This is a genomic window from Porphyromonas uenonis 60-3 (assembly GCF_000174775.1).
Taxonomy (GTDB): Bacteria; Bacteroidota; Bacteroidia; order Bacteroidales; family Porphyromonadaceae; genus Porphyromonas; species Porphyromonas uenonis_A.
The window spans coordinates 1-532 of the sequence record NZ_ACLR01000166.1 but is presented as its reverse complement, the minus strand read 5'-3'; the positions used below and the strand labels follow the sequence as shown (position 1 = coordinate 532).

The window sequence follows — 532 nt, the reverse complement described above, 5'->3', positions numbered from 1 at the left end:
TACAGAAGAAACTAGAGTTTCATACAGAAGAAACTAGAGTTTCATACAGAAGAAACTAGAGTTTCATACGGGTGAAACTGGAGTTTCACCTAGGTGAAACTTTTGTTCCAGAGGGGGTTGGAACTTTAGTTTCAACCTGTTGGAACCAATGTCTCAGGCGTTTTTTAGGGGGATGTACACACAGCAAGTCTCACGAGTAGTCCTTTGCACATACACAAACCGTCAGAACGCACGGATGCTGCGTCCTGACGGTTTGCGTCAGTAGGTATCGCTATTTGTATTAGAAGCTAGGCAGAGGGGTCTGCGAATAGACGTCTCTCCTATCCCTTGGTAGCGGCCTGGACGACGTTGAGCACGTAGTCACCCAGCTGCTCGTAGTAGCCTACGAGATCCATATAGCTTACGGACTCGGGGTAGTCGTACTTCTGCGTACGGACGTTGTCCATGTTTTGCGCTTTCAGCAAGGTGCGCAGGTCGTTGAGTTGCTTCTCCAGTGTATAGCTCTCACGAGCGTCCGCCTCCGACGAGCTTG

At 49.4% G+C, this 532-nt stretch carries 1 pseudogene; it reads right to left on the bottom strand.

Going from position 1 to position 532, the window contains the following annotated elements:
• Positions 1–320 precede the first annotated feature (320 nt).
• A pseudogene (locus tag PORUE0001_RS05280) lies at positions 321–532 on the bottom strand (PhoU domain-containing protein); the annotation flags it as partial.